General features: G+C 58.2%; 14 protein-coding genes and 2 tRNA genes. 12 read left to right on the top strand and 4 right to left on the bottom strand.

The features are described 5' to 3' along the window. Nucleotides 1-14: 14 nt before the first annotated feature. A complete protein-coding gene (locus tag HJW02_RS06960) occupies nt 15-374 on the bottom strand; it encodes a phage capsid protein (RefSeq protein WP_240454334.1) in 360 nt (119 codons plus the stop codon). Continuing rightward, complete coding sequence (locus tag HJW02_RS06955) at nt 293-730, bottom strand: hypothetical protein (protein ID WP_102749433.1); 438 nt, start codon at nt 728-730, stop codon at nt 293-295. The genes HJW02_RS06960 and HJW02_RS06955 overlap by 82 nt, the downstream gene beginning before the upstream one ends. 722 nt (nt 731-1,452) lie before the next feature. On the opposite strand from HJW02_RS06955, the gene gadC reads away from it, so the two are divergent. Beyond that, nucleotides 1,453-2,937: a putative glutamine/gamma-aminobutyrate antiporter GadC gene (gadC, locus tag HJW02_RS06950; RefSeq protein ID WP_102721386.1), complete on the top strand. Its 1,485-nt coding sequence runs from the start codon at nt 1,453-1,455 to the stop codon at nt 2,935-2,937. After that, nucleotides 2,930-3,871 (top strand): glutaminase A, encoded by a 942-nt coding sequence (gene glsA / locus HJW02_RS06945; RefSeq protein WP_022397049.1) that lies wholly within the window; start codon nt 2,930-2,932, stop codon nt 3,869-3,871. The genes gadC and glsA overlap by 8 nt, the downstream gene beginning before the upstream one ends. A 130-nt stretch (nt 3,872-4,001) precedes the next feature. On the opposite strand, the gene HJW02_RS06940 is transcribed toward glsA, so the two are convergent. Further along, nucleotides 4,002-4,412 (bottom strand): GNAT family N-acetyltransferase, encoded by a 411-nt coding sequence (locus HJW02_RS06940; protein WP_102721385.1) that lies wholly within the window; start codon nt 4,410-4,412, stop codon nt 4,002-4,004. A 377-nt stretch (nt 4,413-4,789) separates the two neighbouring features. Between HJW02_RS06940 and HJW02_RS06935 the strand changes: the two genes are divergently transcribed. The 6 genes from HJW02_RS06935 to dapF all read left to right on the top strand — a co-directional run bounded on the left by HJW02_RS06935 (nt 4,790) and on the right by dapF (nt 11,736). Continuing rightward, the gene (locus HJW02_RS06935; RefSeq protein ID WP_102721383.1) at nt 4,790-6,199 is read left to right on the top strand and encodes a sodium:alanine symporter family protein; all 1,410 of its coding nucleotides are present in this window, start codon (nt 4,790-4,792) and stop codon (nt 6,197-6,199) included. A gap of 88 nt (nt 6,200-6,287) precedes the next feature. Further along, a tRNA-Glu gene (locus HJW02_RS06930) sits at nt 6,288-6,363 on the top strand. A gap of 239 nt (nt 6,364-6,602) precedes the next feature. Then, complete coding sequence (gene prfA / locus HJW02_RS06925; protein ID WP_102721382.1) at nt 6,603-7,679, top strand: peptide chain release factor 1; 1,077 nt, start codon at nt 6,603-6,605, stop codon at nt 7,677-7,679. A 15-nt stretch (nt 7,680-7,694) separates the two neighbouring features. Continuing rightward, nucleotides 7,695-8,609: a peptide chain release factor N(5)-glutamine methyltransferase gene (prmC, locus tag HJW02_RS06920; RefSeq protein ID WP_102721381.1), complete on the top strand. Its 915-nt coding sequence runs from the start codon at nt 7,695-7,697 to the stop codon at nt 8,607-8,609. A 26-nt stretch (nt 8,610-8,635) separates the two neighbouring features. After that, nucleotides 8,636-10,852, top strand: coding sequence for a primosomal protein N' (priA, locus tag HJW02_RS06915; RefSeq protein WP_022397044.1), 2,217 nt, complete (start codon nt 8,636-8,638; stop codon nt 10,850-10,852). Nucleotides 10,853-10,911: 59 nt separating this feature from the next. After that, nucleotides 10,912-11,736, top strand: coding sequence for a diaminopimelate epimerase (gene dapF, locus HJW02_RS06910; protein ID WP_022397043.1), 825 nt, complete (start codon nt 10,912-10,914; stop codon nt 11,734-11,736). Nucleotides 11,737-11,773: 37 nt separating this feature from the next. Here dapF and HJW02_RS06905 read toward each other — a convergent pair whose 3' ends face one another. Then, nucleotides 11,774-12,538, bottom strand: a complete 765-nt coding sequence (locus tag HJW02_RS06905; protein WP_146019610.1) for a hypothetical protein — start codon at nt 12,536-12,538, stop codon at nt 11,774-11,776. Between the two features lie 220 nt (nt 12,539-12,758). On the opposite strand from HJW02_RS06905, the gene HJW02_RS06900 reads away from it, so the two are divergent. From HJW02_RS06900 to HJW02_RS06885, 4 genes are all read left to right on the top strand, one after another. Beyond that, nucleotides 12,759-13,007 (top strand): hypothetical protein, encoded by a 249-nt coding sequence (locus tag HJW02_RS06900; protein WP_022397041.1) that lies wholly within the window; start codon nt 12,759-12,761, stop codon nt 13,005-13,007. 171 nt (nt 13,008-13,178) lie between these two features. Beyond that, a tRNA-His gene (locus HJW02_RS06895) sits at nt 13,179-13,253 on the top strand. A gap of 57 nt (nt 13,254-13,310) precedes the next feature. Continuing rightward, nucleotides 13,311-13,982, top strand: a complete 672-nt coding sequence (locus HJW02_RS06890) for a ubiquinone/menaquinone biosynthesis methyltransferase (protein ID WP_102721379.1) — start codon at nt 13,311-13,313, stop codon at nt 13,980-13,982. Next, entirely contained in the window at nt 13,979-15,484 is a 1,506-nt protein-coding gene (locus tag HJW02_RS06885) for an MATE family efflux transporter (protein ID WP_102721378.1), read from the top strand. Before HJW02_RS06890 ends, HJW02_RS06885 begins: the two co-directional genes overlap by 4 nt. The last annotated feature ends 70 nt before the right edge of the window (nt 15,485-15,554 follow it).

Raw genomic sequence — 15,554 nt, 5'->3', positions numbered from 1 at the left:
CCGGACACGTTATGCTATTGCACATTTGTACCTATGCCTCTTTGCAGGGCATCAGGAAGACGGTCTTGTTGTCCAGGCGCGTGGCACCCAGGGCCAGCTTTCACGGTGATCTGTTCGCGCACGTCCACGTATTCGGAACGGGCCTCCACGCGGAACTGCGCGTCCCGCCACACCCCGAACTTGACGCGCGAGCGCAGCCACGCGCAACAGAGCCGGTTACCCTGCTCATCAATGGGCAGCATGTTGGTCACCAAAAATTTCACCTTCAAAAACTCGTTGACTTCCCCATTAGTCAGGGAGGAAAAGCCGTAGTTCCTGTTTTGTGTTTGTTCCATGAGCACCATATCCATGTGCTGCTTGGGGGAAATAGCCACCACAATGTCGTCCCCCTTTCCGGCGCGCCAGGCGTTGATGATCTGGTAACGGCACTTAAGTTCGGCAATCTTGTCGAGATCATACCTGCAACTGTCCTGGTGCCTTTGGCGACAAAATCCACCGGGATCACCTGGAAGGAGTTTTCCGACGTGTCGATGGCCTCCACCGTGGAACCGTCATCCCCCGTATAATTGATTCCAAAACTTCCGCCGCAAATGCCTTCCTCCTGGGTGCGGATGCGATAGGTGTTGTCCGTGTCCTCCGTCATGCCCAGAATCACCTCGTCGTGCATGCGGGAGAGGGCGTTGCGCTGCTCGCCCATCAATTCCGCGGCCCGCAGGTCCAGCGTATCCATTTCCAAACAGCCAGGGGAATATCAACAGCATCACCAGTTCCAGGGACGGCATGCTGAGTTTCAGCCGTTCCTCCAACAACCTCACCATCTCCCAATACGGAGTCTCTCAGGCTTCCAGGAATGTTCGCGGAGAAGCCGTCCCGCAGGGAGCTCCCGTCAAGGTTTATTCCTACGAGTGGAACCCCGTCAAAGGGGCGATGATCCTTACAAGCCGAAGCCCCCCTCCGGAATTCCGCCAGAAGGGAAAAATTGGACCATACCAATCCATTTTCCGTTCTTACCCGTTTTTCTACACGGAGCCGTCCCCCGGGAAACAGAAAACTGGGTTGAAACAATGGAATCCCCTTAAGTGGCATTAGCAGCGTTCATTTTCATTCCTGGCAGATAATCCCCCGCAGCCGGAGAGCCATTCCGGACGTTCTACCCGTATGCTCCTGCTTTGCCGCTCAAAAAAGCGCCAGCATGAAAGCGGGCGGCTTTCCTTCTCCATCCGGAAAGCGGCAACCGCCGTTAAGACAGACTCCGGCACCCCTATCTGCACCATCTCTTCAACGAAAGAGCTCTTTTTCTGGTCGTTCAGATAAGGTCGGTGTCGGCACTTCTATACGCTGTCCCAATTCTCAACCCGGAATAAACCAATGAATAATACGACTCAATCAGGGACCTCTCCAACAGGTCCCGCTACAACCAATAACGCTCCGGCGGTAAAATCCGTCCTTCGCATGGGGGTATTTACGCTCGCCATGATTAACGTTTCCGCCATTGTCAGCTTGCGCGGCATGCCTGCGGAAAGCACGTACGGACTCAGTTCCGTTTTTTACTATATTTTTGCAGCGGTCTTTTTCCTGGTGCCCGTCTCCCTGGTAGCCGCGGAACTCACCACCGGATGGCCGCAGAAAGGCGGCGTTTACCGTTGGGTAGGCGAAGCCTTCGGGAAAAAATGGGGGTTCCTGGCCATCTGGCTGCAATGGATTGAAAGCACCATCTGGTTCCCGACCGTACTGACCTTCGCCGCCGTCTCCCTGGCTTTCATGGGGCCCGGACAGCGATGGGATGAAGCTCTTGCCGCCAACAAGTGGTATGTGCTCATCGTGGTGCTGTGTGTGTACTGGGCAGCTACCCTGCTCAACCTGCGTGGCATGAAGACTTCCGCAGGCGTCACCAAATGGGGCACCATCATCGGAACCATCATTCCGGGCGCCATCCTGATTCTGCTGGGCCTGAGCTATTGGGCCGGAGGCAACCCGATTCTGCTGGACATGAGCTGGGACAAGCTGATACCGGACATGAGCAATTTCAACAACCTCGTTCTGGCCGCCAGCATCTTCCTGTTCTACGCAGGGATGGAAATGTCCGCCGTGCATGTGAAGGACGTGAATGACCCCGGCCGCAACTATCCGCTGGCCATTCTGATTTCCGCCATCATTACGGTACTCATTTTCGTTCTGGGCACGCTGGCCATCGGCTTCATCATTCCGAACTCCCAGATTAACCTGGTGCAGAGCCTGCTGATTTCTTATGACAGTTACTTCAGCTTCTTCGGCCTCGGCTGGATGAACTGGATTCTGGCGCTTGCGCTGGCCGTAGGCGTTCTGGCCCAGGTAACAGCGTGGGTGGGAGGTCCTTCCAAAGGCTTGTACCAGGTAGGCTTGGCTGGCAACCTGCCGCCCGTCATGCAGAAGCGGAACAAGAACAACGTCCAGATGGGCATCCTGCTCATTCAGGGCTGCATCGTCACCCTGCTTTCCATCATGTTCGTGATCATGCCTTCCGTGCAGTCCGCCTACCAGATTATTTCCCAGCTTACCATCATCCTGTACCTCATCATGTACATGCTGATGTTCGCCTCCGGCATTTATCTGCGCTACCGGGAACCGAATACGCCCCGCACTTTCCGCATTCCCGGAGGCAAGACCCTCGGCATGTGGATTGTAGGCGGCCTCGGCTTCCTGGCCAGCCTGGCGGCCTTCCTGGTGAGCTTCATTCCGCCGAACCAAATTACCGTCGGCAGCAATACGATGTACATTATGCTTCTGGTGATAGGCACCTTCATCTTCGCCGGCATTCCTTTCATCATCCATGCCATGGCCAAGCCCTCCTGGAAGCGGCCTGTGGATCCTGAAGACGCCTTCGAACCCTTCGGATGGGAAAAAACCAATGGAACCCATTCTACATCAACCCCAATCCATACCATATCCCATGAGTAACGTCCCTTCCAATGAACAAATCCAGACGGCTGTGGACAACGCGTACGCCTACGCCAAAACGGTCCAGGGAGGCAAAAACGCCTCCTACATCCCCGCTCTGGCGCAAGTCCCCTCAGACTTGCTGGCGATTGCCGTAGTCACTGTCAACGGAGATATCCTGACCGCAGGCTCCGCGGACACGCCCTTTGCCATTGAATCCATCTCCAAGGCCTTCAACCTGGCCTACGTCATGGATCTGATCGGAATGAAGGAGCTGCGCACGAAGATCGGGGCAGACCCCACCGGGGAGCCCTTCAACTCCGTGATGGCGATTGAGCTGCACGGCGGCAAGCCCCTCAACCCCCTGGTCAACGCAGGGGCCATGGCGACAGTCAGCCTGGTCAACGGTTCGGACTCCGATGAAATATGGGCGAACATGATCCATAATTTCAACAACTTCGCCAATACGGCCCTGACCGTGAACCAGGAGATTTACAAGTCGGAAAGCGCCACCAACCAGCACAACCGCGGCATCGCGTGGCTGTTGGACAGCTACGGCTATTTTTACAATACGCCGCCCATGATCGTGGACCTGTACACCCGCATGTGCTCTCTGAATATCACCACCTCCCAGCTGGCGCTGATGGGCGCCTGCTATGCCAACGGGGGCGTCAACCCCGTCAGCAAAAAGCGGGTGGTGAAGGATGAGAACGTTTCTCCCATCCTCGCGGAAATGTGCATGTCCGGCCTCTATGATTCCACAGGGGACTGGATGTACAAGGCAGGCGTTCCGGCCAAGTCCGGCGTGGGCGGCGGCCTGGTGGCCGTGGTCCCCGGCAAGATGGCCATGGCGGCCTTCTCCCCGCCCCTGGACCCCGCCGGAAACACCGTCAAGGGCCAAGCAGCTCTTCAATCCATTATCAAGGAATTGAATCTGAACCTTTTCCGGAGCTAATCCGGGATGAGAAGGTAAACCCGCGGAGCCAAGATCCGAAAGGATACCCGCGGGTTTACTGTATCCCGGCCACACGAAATAACGCGCCGCCTTCCGCGCTTGCCGGAAATTGACTGTCCAGCCGCGGGCGTCAAGTCCTGTTTGAAAAATTGCACCGCTGCATGGGTACGCCGTCTTCCATGGCATGGAAGCCATGCTTTTCATAAAAGGCGGCGTTCCTGCTCTCCTCCGGCATGATTTCAATGTACAGGTAGTCCTTGTACTTCTCCTTGACCATTTCCATCATTTTTCCCGCAATTCCCCTGCCGTGATAGTCGGGATGCACCAGGACATAGTGCATGTAGGCTACCAGCTCGCCGTCGTCCAGCAACCGCACCAGCCCGACCAGCCGGTCGCCATCCCACGCGGTAAATACCGTGGACGAATTCATCAGGGCCTTGTACAGCCGGGCCGGATACTGGCCGGAAATCCATCCAACGGACAGGAACAGCTCCTGCACTTTTTCCCTGGTAAACTTCTTTTCTTCCGTAAAAACAATCATTTTTCCCCTTGGTTCAAGATGATGGCCGGAATGCAGCGTGACACCCGCATGCCGGGCAATGGGGCAACGTCATCTGCCGCTCCCGTCATAGTCCTTATGATAAAGACCGCAGACCCCGGAGACAAGCAACTATCATCCCTTCCTTCATTCTTCATTAAACAGCATGAGGAGAGCCGGAGGGGCTTGAGGCACTCCTCCACATTGATCACATGGAAGTTGGCTTCCGGGCCAGCCCCGGCCGTTCTCCATGGAAGATTAAGCCAACGCGCCCTTGTAAAAGGCTTTCCTGCGCCGGAACCGCAGAAGTTGTTTTTCCGTGCCCTTCCCGTGTTTTAAGGACTTGCCACCACAGCATTTTTCCTTAGAGTCTTTCCGGTATGCTTGAAGCCCTGCAAAACGCCTTTTTCCAGACCGGGGACGCGCTCACAACCTGGCTGTCCGCCTTCAGCAGTTTCCTGTGGGGATGGCCACTGCTCATCATGCTGCTTGGCACTCACCTGTACCTCACCATCATCCTGCGCTTTCCTCAGCGCTACCTGCTCAAGGCCCTGAAACTGTACTTTGTGAAGGACCATACGGACAAGGGGGACATTTCCCCGTTCAGCTCCCTGATGGTGGCCCTGGCCGCCAACATCGGCGCGGGGAACATCATCGGCGTAGGCGTGGCGATTGCCGCAGGGGGGCCCGGAGCCATCTTCTGGTGCTGGCTCACAGGCGTACTGGGCATGGCCACGCGGTATTCGGAAGGTCTGCTTGCCATCAAGTACCGGGTGGAAAACAAGGACGGCAACATGAGCGGCGGTCCCATGTTCGTACTGGAACGCGGCATGAAATGCAAATGGCTGGGCGTGGCCTTCGCCGTCTTCACGGCCATTGCCGCCTTCGGCATCGGCAACCTGACGCAGGGGAACGCCGCGGCGGAACAGCTCCATCACGCATTCTCCATTCCCTCATGGGGAACGGCCATCGTGCTGACTGTCCTCACGGCCATGGTCATGCTGGGGGGCATCCGGAGCATTGCCAGGGTATGCGCCTTCTTCGTGCCGTTCATGGCCGTCATCTACATTCTGGGGTGCCTGTATATTCTGGCCGTTCAGGCGGACTACGTCCTTCCGGCCATCCGGTACATTCTGGACTGCGCCTTCACGGGGGAAGCCGCCGCAGGGGGCGTGGTGGGAGCGGCCGTCATGACGGCCATGAGGACCGGCGTAGCCCGCGGTCTTTTCTCCAATGAAGCCGGCCTCGGCTCTGCGGCCATCGCCTCCGCCGCCGCGCAGAACCGCAACCCCGTGCGGCAGGCGCTCATCTCCTCCAGCGGGCCGTTCTGGGATACCGTTGTCATCTGTGCCCTGACGGGCATCGTGCTGACCACCAGTATCATCGCCCATCCGGACATTTCATGCAGCGACGGTCCCAAACTCACCACCCTGGCCTTCAGCAAAATTCCCTACATGGGTTCCCCCCTCCTGACGCTCAGCCTGGTCACCTTTGTGGTTTCCACCATCCTGGGCTGGTCCTACTTCGGGGAAAAAGCGCTGGAATACCTGGGGGGCATCCGGCTGATCACGCCTTACCGCGTCATCTGGGTGGCGGCGGTCTTTACCGGCTGCGTTTCCAAGATAGACCTGGTATGGGTGTTTGCGGATTGCGCCAACGGCCTGATGGCCCTTCCCAACCTCATTTCACTGCTGGCCCTTTCCGGCGTGCTTGTCCAGCAAACGCGGTACTACCTCTGGCAGCACAGGCTGGACGATTATGACGATTCCCACATTCCGGAAGGCAGATAACGATTTTTTTAAACTCAGATTCAAATAATTCTTGCCTTTCGGCCTCCGGTAGTATTTACTTCGCCGCGCAGTCCCTGCAAACCTAAAAGTCGCGTTCGTCTAGCGGTCTAGGACTCCCGCCTTTCACGCGGGCAACACGGGTTCGAGTCCCGTACGCGATGCCAGCTTTACCGCCGCAGCAGTTACGATGCTTCCGCTCTCCTTCTCCAGGGAAGGCATATTGGAAAAACGTAATGGCTGCGGTTTTCTTTTGGTCCGGTTCCTCCGGAATCAGGAAAGCGCGGACAGGACAGCAGGAAGCGGTATCCCCCTCCTTTTCAAATGCCGGAACATGTCTTACATCCCCCGGATTTGGCTTTCAGAAAGCCCTGTTATCTTTTAGAATTCCTTACACGCAAACGCCATGGATTACACACCTCTCATTGAAAAACGCCGCCAGCGCCTGGAAGAATTGGAAACGGTCATTGCCGAACCGGATTTTTTCAATGACCAGAAGCGGGCCTCGGAAACCATGAGGGAGCACCGCCGCCTGAAGGAACTGATGGAAACGTGGGATTCCCTGAACGCCACGGAACAGCAATTGGCAGACAATCAGGAGCTGGCGAAGACGGATGACCCGGAGCTGGCGGAACTGGCCGCCATGGAGATTCCCGAACTGGAAGCCGCGCTGGAAAAACTGCGCAGCGACGTGCAGTACAGCCTGCTTCCCCGCGACACGACGGAAGACCGGGACGCCATTATTGAAATCCGCGCCGGAACGGGCGGGGATGAAGCATCCCTGTTTGCCGGAGACCTGCTGCGGATGTACCAGCGTTTTGCGGAAGAACGCGGCTGGCGCTTTGAGCATCTGGAAAGCAGCCCGTCAGACGTGGGCGGCTTCAAGGAAGTCGTCTGCCGCATTGCCGGGGAAGAAGTATTCCGTTTCCTGAAGTATGAAGGCGGCGTGCACCGCGTGCAGCGCGTTCCCGCCACGGAAACGCAGGGACGCATCCACACCTCTACCGCCACCGTGGCCGTCATGCCGGAAGCGGAGGAAGTGGACATAGAAATCCGCCCGGAGGACCTCCGCATTGAAGTGTGTCGTTCCGGCGGCGCCGGCGGCCAGCACGTGAACAAGACGGAATCCGCCGTGCAGATCTGGCACATCCCCACGGGCGTTTATGTCCGGTGCGAGGAAGAGCGCAGCCAGATGAAGAACCGTGAAAAAGGCATGAAGATTCTGCGCGCCAAGCTCTTTGAAGCCAAGAAGCGGGAAGAGGCGGAAAAATATTCCGCCGCACGCCGCAACCTCATTGGCTCCGGCGGCCGTGAAGAAAAAATCCGGACGTACAATTTCCCGCAAAACCGCCTGACGGACCACCGCATCGGCTATACGTCCCACAATCTGGACGGCATCCTGCTGGGGCAGATGGAAGACCTGATCATGGCTCTCCAGCATGCGGAAATGCAGGAACGCCTGGCGGAAGCCGGCATGTCCTAACCCCCTTTTCCTTTCATGAAAACCCTACTGGAAGTTCTTCAGTCCGGCACGGACTACTTGGCGCGCCAGGGCTGTGACGAGGCGCGCGCCACCATGCAGCACCTGATGGCCCACGTTCTGCACTGCAACCGCACGGCTCTTTACTCCCGGTTTGACAGGCCTGTTGAAGAAGCGGAACTGGCTCCCCTCCGCGAGCTGCTGAAAAGAAGGGCGGCGGGAGAACCGCTGCAGCACCTGCTGGGGTTCACGGAATTTTTCCGGAGGGATTTCCTGACGGACGCGCGTGCCCTGATTCCCCGCCCGGAAACGGAAGAACTGGTGGAAATGGTGTTAAAGAAAATCCCAGACCGTCCGGTACGCGTGCTGGACATGGGTACCGGCTCCGGCATCATCGGCGTCACGCTGGCTCTGGAACTCAAGGAGCGCGCGAAGGAAGTCGTTCTGGCGGACATTTCCCCGCAGGCTCTGGACCTGGCGCTGGAAAACGCCATGCGGCTGGGAGCCAGAGTCTCCACCGTCCAGACGGACCTGTTTGAAAACATCCCCCTGGAAAAACCGGTCCTGCGCCCGGAAGGAGCGGATTCTTCCGCTTCCGTGCCTGAGGAGGAAGAGAAGGATGCCGGACGGGAAATGCGCTTTGACGTCATCGTGGCCAACCTGCCCTACATTGCGGATGGAGAGGAGCTTGCCCCGGAAGTTATGAAAGATCCCCATACGGCCCTGTTCGGAGGCCCGGAAGGCTGGGAAATCATTGAACGCTTTCTGGCCCGCGCCCGGGACTACCTGAATGAAAACGGCTTCGTAGCCCTGGAAATCGGACATGACCAGGCGGCAGCCGTGACGCAGATCATGGACGGCTACGGCTATAATTACATTGAAGTGCTGAAAGACATGAGCGGCGTAGCCCGCTTCCCCTTCGGTTATCATTAACAATTATTCCTTCCCCCTTTCACTCCATGCAGGCGGCGCGCATTCTGGTTGACGGACAAAGCGATCTGGTGCTGGACTACGGCATTCCGCCGGAAGCTGGGGACGTCAGGCCGGGCTGCCGCGTGCAGGTTCCCCTGCGCAACAGGACGGCCACCGGCACTGTTCTTACGCTGTCCGAGCCGGACCCTGCCTGGAAGGACAGGCTCAAGCCCATTCTGAAACTGATCGACCCGGAACCCTTGATTTCCCCGGTCATGATGAATCTGGCTTCCTGGGCGGCGGACTATTATTCCGTAGCGCTGGACCAAATGATCCGCTGCCTGCTCCCGGAAACCGTCCGTCAGGAAAACACGGCGGAAAAAATGCGGAAAATGGTGCATCTGGAAAAACGTCCGTCCCGTGAGGAGCTGGATGCCCTGTACCGCAAAGCGCCCCGGCAGGCCCAAATGCTGGATTATTTTTCATCTGCGGAACAGATGGAAGCGCCTCTGGCCGCATTCGGCACGGGGGCTCTGAACATCGCCCGCAGCCTGGCGGCCAAGGGCTTCATCTCCCTGAAGGAGGAATCCGTGCACCGCGACCCCAGCACTGGAGAGCAGTTCGTCCCCAGCCAGCCCATGAAGCTGAACGATCAGCAGCAGAAGGCGCTGGAAGAAATCACGGCCATGTGCACGGCGGAGCACAAAAAACCGGTGCTCCTGCAAGGAGTCACCGGCTCCGGCAAAACGGAGGTTTACCTTCAGGCCGTCTCCCAAATGGTGAAATCCGGAAAATCCGCCCTGATCATGGTACCGGAAATCTCCCTGACGCCCCAGACCGTCCAGCGCTTCAAATCCCGTTTTGCGGAACTGCCCTCTTCCGTGGCGGTGCTGCACAGCCTCCTATCGGACGGAGAACGCTTTGACGAATGGCACGCCATCCGTTCCGGAAAGGCACGCATCGTCATCGGCCCCCGTTCCGCCGTCTTCGCCCCTCTTCAGAACCTGGGGCTGGTGATTGTGGATGAGGAGCATGACGCGTCCTACAAGCAGGAAAGCTCCCCACGCTACCACGGGCGGGACCTGGCCGTGCTGCGCGCCCATCTGGAAGACTGCGCCGTGGTCCTGGGCTCCGCCACCCCTTCCCTGGAAAGCATCCATAACGCCCTGACCGGAAAATATTCCCTGGTGAAGCTGACGGAAAGGGCGGACGGCCAGCAGCTCCCCCTCATCCGCATTCTGGACATGAAGACGGAGGGCAGAAACAAATCCGGCCCCAACGTCATCTCCGAGCGGCTCAGAATGTCCATCGACCGGCGGCTGGACAAGGGGGAACAGGTCATCCTTCTGCTCAACAGGCGCGGATTCGCACGCTCCATCCAGTGTCCGGACTGCGGCCACGTGGTGACGTGCCTGCACTGCTCCCTGCCCCTGACCTACCACCGTACGGAGGACCGCCTCATGTGCCACCTGTGCGGGTTCAAGGCCCTGCCGCCCCGCACCTGTCCGGAGTGCAGGTCCGCCAATATCATGCTCCAGGGGTACGGTACCCAGAAGGTGGAGGAAATCCTGCGGCGCACCTTTCCTGCGGCGCGCATCACGCGCGTGGATGCGGACGTGGCCCGGCGCAAAAACGCCGTCAGAACCATTCTGAACCAGTTCCGCGCCCATAAGATAGACATTCTCCTGGGCACCCAGATGATTGCCAAGGGTCTGGACTTTCCCAACGTGACGCTGGTGGGCGTGCTGAACGCGGACCTGGGTCTCCATATCCCGGATCCCCGCGCGGGAGAGCGCACCTTCCAGCTTCTGACGCAGGTGGCGGGCCGCGCCGGCCGCGGCGACCTTTCCGGGGAGGTCATCATCCAGACCTTTACCCCCCAGTCCCCTTCCCTGCAGTACGCCCGCCATCACGATACGGACGGCTTTGCGGCGCAGGAGCTGGAAATGCGCCGCTCCTTCGACCTGCCGCCTTTCACCCACATCGCCGTGCTGACCATACGCTCCCAGCATGAAAACATGGCGGAATTCGCCACGCGCACGCTCGCGGCGCGCCTCCGCGGCATGCTGCCCCCTCCAGCCACGATGACGGACCCCATGCCGGCGCCCATTCCCCGCGCACACGGCCAGTTCAGATTCCAGATCACGGTCAAGGGGCCGTCCGCCCGCATCCTCTCCCGCACCCTGCGGAAGCTGGTGCAGGAAGCCGGGCTGGGGGACGACCTGACCGCCGTGATCGACGTGGACGCCATGTCATTCATGTAAGCCGCCTTGCCAAATCCGGACGGCCGCATTAAAATTCCGGCACAACACAACTTACTATTATGCTGCTTCATTTCTACAAGATGACGGGCGCCGGAAATGACTTTGTCATGGTGGACAACCGTGACCTGGAACTTTCCTCCGTGCTGGACAAGGAGACCATTGAAGCCCTGTGCGACCGCCGCTTCGGCATCGGGGCGGACGGCCTGATTGCCGTGGAACCGTCCCGGGGCAAAGGGGGAACCGTGCGCATGCGCTATTACAATGCCGACGGCGGAGAAGCGGAAATGTGCGGCAACGGAGCCCGCTGCTTCGGCAACTTCGCCGCGGCCCTGCTTCATCACGACAAATCCGCTCCCCTCCCCTTTGAAACGATGGCCGGCATCGTGACCGCCACCTTTGAAAAGGACGGGAATGTCACCGTGAACCTGACGGATCCCCACTCCCTGCAGCTCTTTGTGCTGAATGCGGACCCGGCGGTGGGGGCGGACGTCCACTTCCTGAATACAGGCGTTCCGCACGCCGTAGCGTTTCTGGACAAGCTGGACGGCCTGGACGTTCCCCGTCTGGGCGCCTACCTGCGTTACCATAGCGCATTCTCTCCAAAAGGCACCAACGCCAACTTCGCCAGGATCCTGTCTCCGGGGCACATCGCCATACGTACTTATGAACGCGGCGTGGAGGATGAAACGCTTGCCTGCGGAACGGGCATGACCGCCAGCGCGCTGCTGCACGCCGTATTGACGGATGCCCCTTCACCCATTCAAGTGGACGTAGCGGGAGGGGACACGCTCAAAGTAGGCTTCCAGCGCACGGGAGACCGCTTTACCAGCGTGACGCTGACCGGACCGGCGGACCTCGTCTTTACCGGAGACATAGAACTCTGACCGGCCCCTCGCGGAAAAACGCCGTTGTCCTCCGTCATCAGGGAGCATGCCTGTTCAGCAGGGAACACTCCGCCTTTACATAACCGCCGTAATTGTTGCAGAATGCCTTGTACACGGCAGGGCCCATATTCGTCTCGCAATAATACTTTACGGTAATGCAGTCCTTCTTGCGTTCCACATTCAGAAAACGGCTGGACAGCAGAACCAGGTTGCTCTGGTAATTCCACAGGGCCATGTCACGCGCCATTTCCTCATTGATCTTCTCACAAATAAAACTCTCCGGCGGGGGAAACAAAATGGCGCTGACAACGCTGATCAGGCAAATTCCGGGCACCACTCCTATCGCAAGCACTCCGTGGCACTTCCTGACAAAGGGGATGTGGTTCCGGAACTTCCGGAAGAGGAAGAAACGGAACAAATAACCCGCCAGCAGCATCACCGGAAAGGAAACATTCACGTACTCAAAAGCCAGGCTCATTACTCCAAGGGCAAAAAAGCCGATGCCCTTCCACACCTTCCTGTACACCGGGATGCAGGCGCAAAGAAACACGTACAGAATATATCCCAGCAGACAGAGGAACGGGAGAAGCGTTCCTGTAAATATGTGCTCCACCATGCAGTCCCACGGATATTCCCTGCTGGGAGCACATGCCTCATGAAAAAACATGCACACCATGCTCAGAATCACCAGCCCGGCAAGGAGGATGGCCTTTACTTTTCTTGATTCATACAGAAGCCACAGTAAAACGATGCCAAAAGGCAGTAAATAGCAGCCGATACTGCTGAACACAGTGGACAACATGGGAATGTGAGGAAAGAAATTCATGGCTTGGATAGGGACAACTGGCTGGTTAACGACTCAAAGGCATCTGTGACTGTGGCAACAATAATTGGAAATAAAATAAATTCAAACATTCGTTTTCAAATAATGCAGAAAAAATCATATTCTTCTCATAAAAAACCGTTCAGCACGACTCTCCAACTTGACAAAACAACCTTCTGGAAAAGATAATAACGCTCTGATGAAGCACTCTCTTTTCCTCCCGGCGGCCATCCTTCCTCTTCTCCTCTCTCTGCCCCAATGCAGCCGCAAGCCGCTCCTTCCGGAATACACGCCCCTGTGTGCCGGAATGGTGCCCGGAAAACACACCTCCCCCCGCGCCCTCCAGGCACGGGAAAACAGAACCTACCGGGTTGGCCCGAAAGGCGGTGTGTATTACATCAATTCCCACAATAAAAAAGTCTACATCAAATCCAGGAGGATTCAATAGAAGACCACGCAAACACCCCGTAACTTTCCAAATGGGAAACAAATAATTGCTTTACCCGTCCCTTATTTTATTTTTGAGAAAATATTCCGTCTAAAAAACTCATCAAACTCATTTTCTTCTTGCCAAAACGGAAGAGGACGGGTAATGTCTGCCGCACCACAACATTAAATGGTGTCGGTAGTTCAATGGTAGAGCCCCAGATTGTGATTCTGGTTGTTGCGGGTTCGAGCCCCGTCCGACACCCCATCCCCTTTCCTTCATGAAAAAGAGCACTTATGGTGCTCTTTTTTACTATCCATCCGCATGCGCAATCCAGAATTCGTCAAAGCCGCTTTTTCCGCCATTGCGCCGCGCTATGTGGCCACCAACCATGTACTGAGCATGGGCGTGGACCTGCTGTGGCGGCAGCGCGTCGTGCAGCTCGTCTCCGAATGGAAGCCGGAACGCCTCCTGGACCTGGCGACGGGAACCGGGGATCTGGCCCTGGCCATCCTGAACGCCATGCCGGAAATCCGGCTGACCGGTTCCGACTTCTGCCAGCCCATGCTGGACGTAGCGGCCAGACGCGGACTGGACAACCTGGTCTGTGCGGACGCCATGAACCTGCCCTTTTCCTCCGCCTCCTATGATGCAGTCACCGTCGCCTTCGGCCTGCGGAACATGGCCAGCTATCCGGACGCCCTGCGGGAAATGGGCCGCATGCTGCGGCCGGGGGGCCATTTGCTCATTCTGGATTTCTCCCTGCCTGAAAACCTGCTGAAAAGCCCCTACCGTTTTTACCTGCACCGCATCCTCCCCGTCATTGCAGGCTGGATGACCGGCCACCGGGAAGCCTACGACTACCTGGCGGAAAGCATTGAAGCCTTTCCCAGCGGCCAGGCCATGCAGGACCTGCTCCGGGACTGCGGCTACAGCAACATCACGGCAGAACCCCTGAACGGGGGAATCGCCAGCATCTACACCGCCCAGCGATGAGTGCGGGTGACGCGAGAGAGGGCATTATCCGCGGCAGGGCGTCGCGCGCCCGCCTGGGGGGTAAACTTGCCGGACTGTCCCTGCCCCGCCAGATCGCCGTCATTGCCTTCTGGCCCTTCCTGGAACAGCTTCTGAGCTTCTTCGTCACCTCCTCCGACCTCTTCATTGCTACCAAAATCGGGCTGAACGCGCAGGACACCATCAACATCTCCGACGGCATGGGGGCCGTCGTCTTCCTCATGTGGTTCGGCTTCGTCATCCAGGGGGCCATCATGATGGGGGCCACGGCCATCGTCTCCCGCATGACCGGAGCCAGGGATTACCCCCAGGCGCAGCACGGGCTGCACCAGGCCGCCATGCTGGGGCTGCTGGCCGGCATCATCTCCTGCGGGCTGCTCTTCGCATGCAGCGGCTTCCTGGTCACGCACGTGCTGACCATGAATGAAGCCGCCAGGGCCTACGCCCTGCAATACGTCTATGTGGCCGCGTTCGCCGCTCCCTTCAGCGGCGTGGTCTTTGCCATCAATGCCGCCCTGCGCGGCTCCGGAGACACGCGGCTGCCCTTCTGGATCATGATGGGCGTGGGCATCCTCAACGTCATTTTCAGCGTCACCTTCGTCTTTGCGGACGCCCCGCTGGGCGGCTGGCGCATCGGAGGCATTGCGGCGGGAACGGTCTGCGGCTACGGCATCAGCATGTGCGCGCTCCTCTTCATCATGCTGCGGCGCAGGAAAAAAATATTCGCGGGAAGAGAAAACGAATCCCTGGAAGAACTCGTCAAGGAACGCGGGGAACACTATGCTCCGCCGCTGTACCTCAGCTTCTCCCATCTGCGGCCGGACATGGGCATGCAGAAGCGCATCCTGAAAATCGGGCTGCCGCAGGCCGTGGAAGTCTTCGGCATGTGGGGCATCCAGATGTTCTGCCTCTCCATCATCAGCGAACTGCCCATCAAGGGCGTGCTGGGCGTCCACAACATCGCCGTCCGCATTGAATCGTTAAGCTTCCTGCCCGGATTCGCCATCGGCATGGCGGCCTCCACCCTGGTGGGGCAGTACCTGGGAGCCCGGAACGCGCTCATGGCCCGCATCACCATCTGGAAATGCATGCGGTACGCCATCATCTTCATGACGGGGCTGGGCGTGCTCTTCTGCGCCTTCCCCTCCCTCTTCATGGAGATATTCTCCAATGGCAACATGACGCTCATTGACACCGGCATTCCCGTGCTGCGCACCATGCTGCTGGTGGAGCCCTTCTTCGCCGCCTGCATCGTGATGAAAATGTCCCTGCGCGGCGCGGGCGACACGCGGAGGGTCATGTTCATCTCCTACGGCATCATGGGCTTCTTCCGCGTCGTCTGCACATGGGTCTGGTTCAAGCTGGCTCCGGAAACCATGACCCTGTGGGGCATCTGGCTGCTCTTCGCCTTTGAAATGGCCGTCCAGTCCGCCATCCTCTATAAAATCGTCAAGGGCCGGAGCTGGACAAAATTGCAAGTCTAACCTCCCGGACGCCTTTCCCGGACGCGTGCAAATCCAAAACGTGATGCCTGCATAAAAACTTTGCTCTTCC

Source organism: Akkermansia sp. GGCC_0220 (assembly GCF_017566105.1).
GTDB classification, from domain to species: Bacteria; Verrucomicrobiota; Verrucomicrobiia; order Verrucomicrobiales; family Akkermansiaceae; genus Akkermansia; species Akkermansia massiliensis.
The sequence above is the reverse complement of the archived record's forward strand: the minus strand, read 5'-3'. Positions and strand labels throughout refer to the sequence as shown.

What these genes read in the sequence shown, in the direction of transcription:
- HJW02_RS06955 (WP_102749433.1), bottom strand. Translation starts at nt 730, where the DNA reads ATGGATACGCTGGACCTGCGGGCCGCGGAATTGATGGGCGAGCAGCGC.
- gadC (WP_102721386.1), top strand. Translation starts at nt 1,453, where the DNA reads ATGGGGGTATTTACGCTCGCCATGATTAACGTTTCCGCCATTGTCAGC.
- glsA (WP_022397049.1), top strand. Translation starts at nt 2,930, where the DNA reads ATGAGTAACGTCCCTTCCAATGAACAAATCCAGACGGCTGTGGACAAC.
- HJW02_RS06940 (WP_102721385.1), bottom strand. Translation starts at nt 4,412, where the DNA reads ATGATTGTTTTTACGGAAGAAAAGAAGTTTACCAGGGAAAAAGTGCAG.
- HJW02_RS06935 (WP_102721383.1), top strand. Translation starts at nt 4,790, where the DNA reads ATGCTTGAAGCCCTGCAAAACGCCTTTTTCCAGACCGGGGACGCGCTC.
- prfA (WP_102721382.1), top strand. Translation starts at nt 6,603, where the DNA reads ATGGATTACACACCTCTCATTGAAAAACGCCGCCAGCGCCTGGAAGAA.
- prmC (WP_102721381.1), top strand. Translation starts at nt 7,695, where the DNA reads ATGAAAACCCTACTGGAAGTTCTTCAGTCCGGCACGGACTACTTGGCG.
- priA (WP_022397044.1), top strand. Translation starts at nt 8,636, where the DNA reads ATGCAGGCGGCGCGCATTCTGGTTGACGGACAAAGCGATCTGGTGCTG.
- dapF (WP_022397043.1), top strand. Translation starts at nt 10,912, where the DNA reads ATGCTGCTTCATTTCTACAAGATGACGGGCGCCGGAAATGACTTTGTC.
- HJW02_RS06905 (WP_146019610.1), bottom strand. Translation starts at nt 12,538, where the DNA reads ATGTTGTCCACTGTGTTCAGCAGTATCGGCTGCTATTTACTGCCTTTT.
- HJW02_RS06900 (WP_022397041.1), top strand. Translation starts at nt 12,759, where the DNA reads ATGAAGCACTCTCTTTTCCTCCCGGCGGCCATCCTTCCTCTTCTCCTC.
- HJW02_RS06890 (WP_102721379.1), top strand. Translation starts at nt 13,311, where the DNA reads ATGCGCAATCCAGAATTCGTCAAAGCCGCTTTTTCCGCCATTGCGCCG.
- HJW02_RS06885 (WP_102721378.1), top strand. Translation starts at nt 13,979, where the DNA reads ATGAGTGCGGGTGACGCGAGAGAGGGCATTATCCGCGGCAGGGCGTCG.